The 6420-nt window shown below is 71.4% G+C and carries 8 protein-coding genes and 1 riboswitch; of the genes, 4 read left to right on the top strand and 4 right to left on the bottom strand.

All coding sequences use genetic code 11. The annotated features are described in order from the left end of the window. Window positions 1-61: 61 nt before the first annotated feature. Entirely contained in the window at window positions 62-1252 is a 1191-nt protein-coding gene (bioB, locus tag ACFWJO_RS36940; protein WP_386872483.1) for a biotin synthase BioB, read from the bottom strand. 142 nt (window positions 1253-1394) lie between these two features. Here bioB and ACFWJO_RS36935 point away from each other — a divergent pair, with 142 nt between their 5' ends. The 3 genes from ACFWJO_RS36935 to ACFWJO_RS36925 all read left to right on the top strand — a co-directional run bounded on the left by ACFWJO_RS36935 (window position 1395) and on the right by ACFWJO_RS36925 (window position 3932). Then, window positions 1395-2627 (top strand): 8-amino-7-oxononanoate synthase, encoded by a 1233-nt coding sequence (locus ACFWJO_RS36935; protein ID WP_386872481.1) that lies wholly within the window; start codon window positions 1395-1397, stop codon window positions 2625-2627. A 43-nt stretch (window positions 2628-2670) separates the two neighbouring features. Beyond that, window positions 2671-3282, top strand: coding sequence for a hypothetical protein (locus ACFWJO_RS36930; protein ID WP_386872479.1), 612 nt, complete (start codon window positions 2671-2673; stop codon window positions 3280-3282). Window positions 3283-3485: 203 nt separating this feature from the next. Continuing rightward, window positions 3486-3932, top strand: a complete 447-nt coding sequence (locus ACFWJO_RS36925) for an ATP-binding protein (RefSeq protein ID WP_386872477.1) — start codon at window positions 3486-3488, stop codon at window positions 3930-3932. Between the two features lie 113 nt (window positions 3933-4045). On the opposite strand, the gene ACFWJO_RS36920 is transcribed toward ACFWJO_RS36925, so the two are convergent. The 3 genes from ACFWJO_RS36920 to ACFWJO_RS36910 all read right to left on the bottom strand — a co-directional run bounded on the left by ACFWJO_RS36920 (window position 4046) and on the right by ACFWJO_RS36910 (window position 5992). After that, the gene (locus tag ACFWJO_RS36920; protein ID WP_386872475.1) at window positions 4046-4522 is read right to left on the bottom strand and encodes a C40 family peptidase; all 477 of its coding nucleotides are present in this window, start codon (window positions 4520-4522) and stop codon (window positions 4046-4048) included. 3 nt (window positions 4523-4525) lie between these two features. Then, a riboswitch (cyclic di-AMP (ydaO/yuaA leader) is annotated at window positions 4526-4723 on the bottom strand. Between the two features lie 314 nt (window positions 4724-5037). After that, complete coding sequence (locus ACFWJO_RS36915; protein ID WP_386872473.1) at window positions 5038-5343, bottom strand: hypothetical protein; 306 nt, start codon at window positions 5341-5343, stop codon at window positions 5038-5040. A 7-nt stretch (window positions 5344-5350) separates the two neighbouring features. Then, on the bottom strand, window positions 5351-5992 hold the full coding sequence (locus ACFWJO_RS36910) for an ATP-dependent Clp protease proteolytic subunit (RefSeq protein ID WP_386872471.1): 642 nt from the start codon (window positions 5990-5992) through the stop codon (window positions 5351-5353). A 56-nt stretch (window positions 5993-6048) separates the two neighbouring features. On the opposite strand from ACFWJO_RS36910, the gene ACFWJO_RS36905 reads away from it, so the two are divergent. After that, the gene (locus ACFWJO_RS36905) at window positions 6049-6333 is read left to right on the top strand and encodes a type II toxin-antitoxin system Phd/YefM family antitoxin (RefSeq protein ID WP_384419220.1); all 285 of its coding nucleotides are present in this window, start codon (window positions 6049-6051) and stop codon (window positions 6331-6333) included. The last annotated feature ends 87 nt before the right edge of the window (window positions 6334-6420 follow it).

Genomic DNA, 6420 nt, shown 5'->3' with positions numbered 1-6420 from the left:
CTCCCGACGACGGCGGTCAGCGCGCCGACATGACGCGCTGACCGTCACGGTCACGGCGCGTTCAGGCGTTGGCGGGCTCGGCCGTGCCCGCGCCCCGGCGGCGCAGCTCGGGCTTCACGGTGCCCTCGGCGCCCGTGTCGGGTCGGGCGTCCTCCGCGGCCCCGGCCTCCGAGGCGACGGCCGCACCGGAGCCGCACGAGCCGGCGCCGTCCGTGCCGGCGCAGCAGCCGCCGGCCGGGGCGCCGTCGTCGGCCGTGGCCCGCCGCGCACGCTCCTCGGCGCCGAGCACGGTGAAGCCGGCGTCGGCGATCATCTCCAGGTCGGCCTTGCCGGCCTGGCCCTCGCTCGTGAGGTAGTCGCCGAGGAAGATCGAGTTGGCGATGTTCAGCGCCAGCGGCTGCATCGAGCGCAGGTGGACCTCGCGTCCGCCCGCGATCCGCACCTCGACGTCCGGGCAGACGAACCGCACCATCGCGAGGATCCGCAGACAGCGCTGCGGGGTGAGGTTCCACTCCTTGGCGAGCGGGGTGCCCTCGAACGGGATGAGGAAGTTGACCGGCACCGAGTCCGAGTCGAGCTCGCGCAGCGCGAACACCACGTCGACCAGGTCCTCGTCGGTCTCGCCCATGCCCGCGATCAGCCCGGAGCAGGCGGAGAGGCCGGCGCCGTGCGCCTTCCGCACCGTGTCCACGCGGTCCGCGTAGGTGTGGGTGGTGGTGATCTCCCCGTACGTCCCCTCGGACGTGTTGAGGTTGTGGTTGTACGCGTCGGCGCCGGCTTCCTTCAGCCGCTCCGCCTGGCCGTCGGAGAGCAGACCGAGGCAGGCGCACACCTCCACGCCCTCGTTCTGCTCCTTGATCGCCTCGATGGTCCTGCCGACCCGCTCGACGTCCCGGTCCGTCGGGCCGCGCCCGCTCGCCACCAGGCAGACCCGCTTCGCGCCGCCCGCGACGCCGGCCGCCGCGGCGGCCGAGGCCTCGTCGGGCTTCAGCCAGGAGTACTTGAGGATCCCGGCCGTGGAGCCGAGCCGCTGCGAACAGTACGAGCAGTCCTCGGGGCAGAGACCGGACTTCAGATTGACGAGATAGTTCAGCTTCACCCGGCGCCCGAACCAATGACGGCGCACCTTGCCGGCCGCGCTCACCACATCGAGCAGGTCGTCGTCGGAGGTCGCCAGCACGGCGAGCGCTTCTTCACGGGTCGGCGACTCGCGCCGCAGCCCCTTCTCCACCAGCGTGTTCAGCAGGTCCATAAGCGCTGATCCTGGCCTACGGCACGCCCCGCGGCCAAGGAGGATCCGAACAAACGCCGTCGTTTGAGGTGTGTGTATGGCCACACCCTGACCTCGGCCGGATCCGGTTAGGGTCTGTGCGCTGCCTACAAAAGGATCCGCCATGCCGCCGTACGCCGAGGACCCGCAGGACGTGTCGGCCCCGACCGGGGACCCGCGGGACGGCACGGACCCGCGCCGGGCCGCCTTCGGCTGGACCGAGGCCGCCGCGCGCCGGCGCGCCGAGGCGGGGCTGGTACGGACCCTGCGCCCGCGCGCCGCCGAGTCCGACCTCCTCGACCTCGCGGGCAACGACTACCTCGGCCTGACCCACCGCCCCGAGATCACCGGCGCGGCGGCCGAGGCGGCCCGCCGCTGGGGCGCGGGTTCCACCGGCTCGCGCCTCGTCACCGGCTCGACCCGGCTGCACGCCCGGCTCGAACGCGAACTCGCCGAGTTCTGCGGCTTCGAGGCGGCACTCGTCTTCTCCTCCGGCTACACGGCGAACCTGGCCGCGCTCACCGCGCTGTCCGCCCGTGACGGGCTGATCGTGTCCGACGCCGCCAACCACGCCTCGATCGTCGACGGCTGCCGGCTGTCCCGGGCCGAGACGGCGGTCGTCCCGCACGCCGACCCGGCGGCCGTGGCCAAGACGCTGGCCGCGCACCCGGGCCGCCGGGCGCTCGTCGTCAGCGACTCCGTCTTCTCGGTGGACGGCGACAGGGCGCCGCTCGCCGGACTCGCGGCGGCCTGCCGGGAGCACGGAGCGGGCCTGGTCGTCGACGACGCCCACGGCTTCGGCGTGCTCGGCGACGGCGGGCGCGGCGCCGTCCACGAGGCGGGGCTCGCGGGCGACCCGGACGTGGTCGCGACGCTCACGCTCTCCAAGTCCCTGGGCAGCCAGGGCGGTGCCGTGCTCGGCCCGGCCCGGGTGATCGAGCACCTGGTCAACGCGGCCCGCACCTTCATCTTCGACACCGGGCTCGCGCCCGCCGCGGCGGGCGGCGCCCTCGCGAGCCTCCGCCTGATCGCTGCCGAGCCGGCCCTCGCGGCCCGGGCCCGTACCGTTGCGGGCACCCTGCACCGCCTGCTCACGGAGGCCGGCCTCGTCGCCGTACGCCCGGACGCGGCCGTGGTCTCGGTGCGCGCGCCGGGACCGAACGAGGCCCTGCGGTGGGCGGCGGACTGCCGTGAACTGGGCCTCGGCGTGGGCTGTTTCCGGCCTCCGTCGGTGCCGGACGGCATCTCCCGGCTGCGCCTGACGGCGCGCGCGGACCTGACGGACGCACAGATCGAGCGAGCCGTGGCGACGATCGTCCGTACCGCGCCGACCGGTGCGGCCGGGACGGCGGACTGACGGCCGGTCACACGTTGTCAGTGCCGGTCGCTAGGTTGACCGCATGAGTTCTTCCCTGAGCGTGTACCTGATCGACCCCAAGGCGGCGCGGGCCCTCGTCGGCTCCGGTGACGAGCAGCTGCTCGAGATCATCCGCGAGCGCTTCGCCGATCAGCTCGCGCACGACGACGACTGGTTCTCCTCCGAGATCGAGGACGGCGCGCCCAGCGCGTACGAGGCACTGCGCACGGTGGTGCACGGCGGTCCCTTCGAGGCGCAGCGGCACCATGTCTTCCAGTACGGCTACGCGTACAAGCGCCTGTGCTCGCTCACCGGCTCCTTCCTCGACAACTCCTCCTTCTCGCCGTTCCGCGGGGACTGGCTGGAGATGGTCGACGAGGGTCTGACGGCACTGCGGATCACGGCGGTGTCGGTCGCGGAGTTCGGCTACGGCGGCGGGATGCCCGACCCGCTGCCCCGGTACGACCTGCCGCGGTGCGGCGAGTGGACGCACGAGGAGTGCCTGGCGGCGCTGGAGCAGTTCGAGCGGACGAAGGCGGAGGGCCACGCGCCGCCGCTCGATCCGGAGGTCGTCGACGCGGTGATGGACGTCATCGGCTGGCTCCGTCACGTGGAGTCCCGCCCGGGGTTCGGTGTCATCGGCTTCGTGTCGTAACGCGCGGAAGGGGCGCGTCCGGGCGTTCTCGCAACCGTTCGCGCCCGCCGCGTGGATATCCGCTCGCCCGTCGCACGGTTCACTGCTTCGGGCGACAGATATCCGTATATCTGGTGGATCGCCGCCCGTCGCGGCGGCATCGGTGGCAGTCTGACGCGAAGCGCAATCCGGGCGGGGCCCGGTGGGAAAGGGACGGCGTCGCCATGGCAGACCACCAGGAAGCAACCGTCACGCTGCCGAGCGATCCCGCTTCGGTCTCCGCCGCTCGGAAGTACGTCGCCGAGGTGCTCGCCTCCTGGGGGCTGGACGAGGCGACGGACACGGCGGACGCGGTCCGGCTGATCGTGTCCGAGCTGGCGACCAACGCCGTGCAGCACACGTTCGGCCAGTCGCCGACCTTCACGGTCGACATCCGCCTGGAGCGGGAGGAGCGGCTGCGCATCGGGGTGACCGACAGCCATCCGCGATGGCCGCAGCGGCTGCCCGCCGCCGTGCAGCAGGACAACGGGCGGGGGATGGTGATCATCCGCTACCTGGCCGCCGAGGCGGGGGGCCGCCTCTCGGTGGCGCCCACCCCGGAGGGCGGCAAGACGGTCTCGATCAGCCTGCCGTGGCCGGTGGCGGTGCCCCGCGAGGCGTCTGCGGTGTGAACGGCCGGGAGGAGGGGACGGGGCGCCTCCGGCGCTCCTCCCGGGTCGTTCAGCGGGTCCTGCGGGTCGTTCAGCGGGTCGTGCGGGTCGGGCCCGTCACGCGGTCAGGCCGGTCAGCGGACCCGGCCGTACAGGACCTTCGACGACCAGATCTTGTCGAGCTTCACCCACGAACCGGTCTTCGGTGAGTGCCAGATCTTGTTGTTACCCGCGTAGATCCCCACGTGGTAGACCCTTCCGCCGGAATGGAAGAAGACCAGGTCCCCCTTCTGCCGGCTGGACGCCGAGACGTGCCGGGTCTTGTTGTACTGCTGCTGCGCCGTGCGCGGCAGTGTCTTGCCCGCCTTCTTGTACGAGTAGAGCGTGAGGCCTGAGCAGTCGAACCTGGTGGGGCCTGCCGAGCCGTACTTGTAGGGCGATCCCTTCTTCGAGGCGGCGACGTTCAACGCCTTGTCGGCGTACGAGGTCGCGGCCTGGGCCTCCGAAGCCGCTCCTGGGGCGAGCAGCGTGCCGCCGACGGCGGCGAGGGTGAGAGCCGAGACGGCTCCGGCCCGGGACAGCAGGGACGGGACATGAATCTGCGCAGTCATGCGCAACCCTTCGTCAGCCGCCTGTGAAGGATGACCTGTCGGGTTCGGGCAGGCGAAGATGCCCGGCCGCTGTCGCGGCTTCACCCCGAGGAACGTCCCCACTGCCCGGACGTCCCGTGTTGCTCGGGTCCTCCACTCCTGCCGATCCACTCCTGTCGACCAGACGTCCGGAACGGCGGCAGGACTCGGCGTCCGCCCGGACCGCCCCGCCTCGGGTGGCGGGGGCTTGTCGTCGACAGGGATCTTGACCCACACACAGGCCGAAATCCGAGCTGAAACAGCGATATGTGAGGCTCCTCACGACTGATCCATACGGGTGGACAGTCGGATTTCTTGATCTCCGAGGTTTGGCCGACGAGCCCGCCACCAGCGACGGAACGTTCGATTCCGCCAGATGCGTACACCTGTTGCGCAACTCACCTGAGCTCTATGTCGATTCGTCTACTACGCCGAACGAGGGAGTGATCCTGCGGTTTCCGTGCCCCGAGTGGACCTCGACACGACACGCGAAGGTGTCAACTCGTCTGCTCTTCGCGGACGGTGACCCGGTCCGATCGCCGTTCCCCGTCCAACACCCGTAGCGCACGCGCCAATGTGTCCGTGTGGACCTCGCTCTCGCCCCGCATGTGCATGAGCGTGAGCGCGTCCCGGAGCGCCGTCGCCCGCCCGACCAGGGCTTGGGCCGCGCGCAGTGCCCCATAAGTATGCGATGTCCTGGATGGATTGATCCTTCCCAGCAGATCGACGACTTCGAGGTACGCGTCCACGAACTCGCCCTCGGCGCGCGTCAGAGCGGGCAGCGGCGGCAGCTCCGGCACCACGGCGGCCTCACCGCTCCCCGTGGCCCGCCGACCCGCGGCGGTCGCGGACCACGTGGTCCACCAGGCCGTACGCGAGTGCCGCCGGGGCGTCGAGCACCGTCGTCCGGTCGATGTCGGCGTCGATCCGGGCGCGGTCCCGGCCGGTGTGCTCGGCGAGCAGCCCGGCGACGAGCTCGCGCTGCCGCAGCAATTCCCGGGCCTGGATGTCGAGATCGCTGGGCTGCCCCTGCAACGGCTCGTCGAGCTCGGGCTGCTGGAGCACGATCCGGGCGCCCGGCAGGGCCATCCGGCGGCCGGGCGAGCCGGCGGCGAGGAGCACCGCGGCCGGGCCGACGGCCTGGCCGAGGCAGGTGGTCTCCACCTCGCACGAGACCGTGCGGATCGTGTCGTAGACCGAGGTCATGGCGCTGATCGAGCCACCGGGGGAGTTGATGTAGAGGCTGATCAGCTGCTCCGGGGCCGCGTAGTCGAGGTGCAGGAACTGTGCGATGACGTCGTTGGCCGAGGTCTCGTCGATCGCCGTGCCCAGGAAGACGATCCGCTCCTGGAGCAGCTTCGAGTAGGGGTCGAGGGTGCGGGTGCCGAAGCTCGTGCGCTCCGTGAACTCCGGAAGGACGTACCGCATCGAGGTCCGCGTGCCGTTCTCCATGGCGCTCCTCCTTCTGTAAAAAATGTACAGGACGTACAGGCCGTAAGATGAGGAGCATGGCCTATGAGATTCCGGTGACGCAAGCGCGCGCAGAGCTCGCGGATCTGATCAACCGTGTCGTCTACGGCGACGAGCGCGTGGTCGTCACCCGCCACGGCAAGCCGCTCGTCGCCCTGGTCTCCGCCGCTGACCTGGAGAAACTCGAGGCGTTGCGGGACGCGGCCGAGGGGCCGGTGATCAGCTCGGTCTCCAGCGGCGGCCGGCTGGCGTCCGCTGCGGGTGAACAGCGCAGGTTCGGCATCGCCGCCCACCACCAGGACCCCGGCGCCTCCCGGTCCTGACACGCGCGAGTGCCCCCGCCCAGGAGGGAAGGGGTACTCCCGCGCTCACGACGTTCGGGGGGGGGCTCCCGCTCCCCCAAACAACCC

This window comes from Streptomyces sp. NPDC127092, from assembly GCF_042722475.1.
Taxonomy (GTDB): Bacteria; Actinomycetota; Actinomycetes; order Streptomycetales; family Streptomycetaceae; genus Streptomyces.
This window is presented reverse-complemented; position numbering and strand designations above follow the sequence as displayed.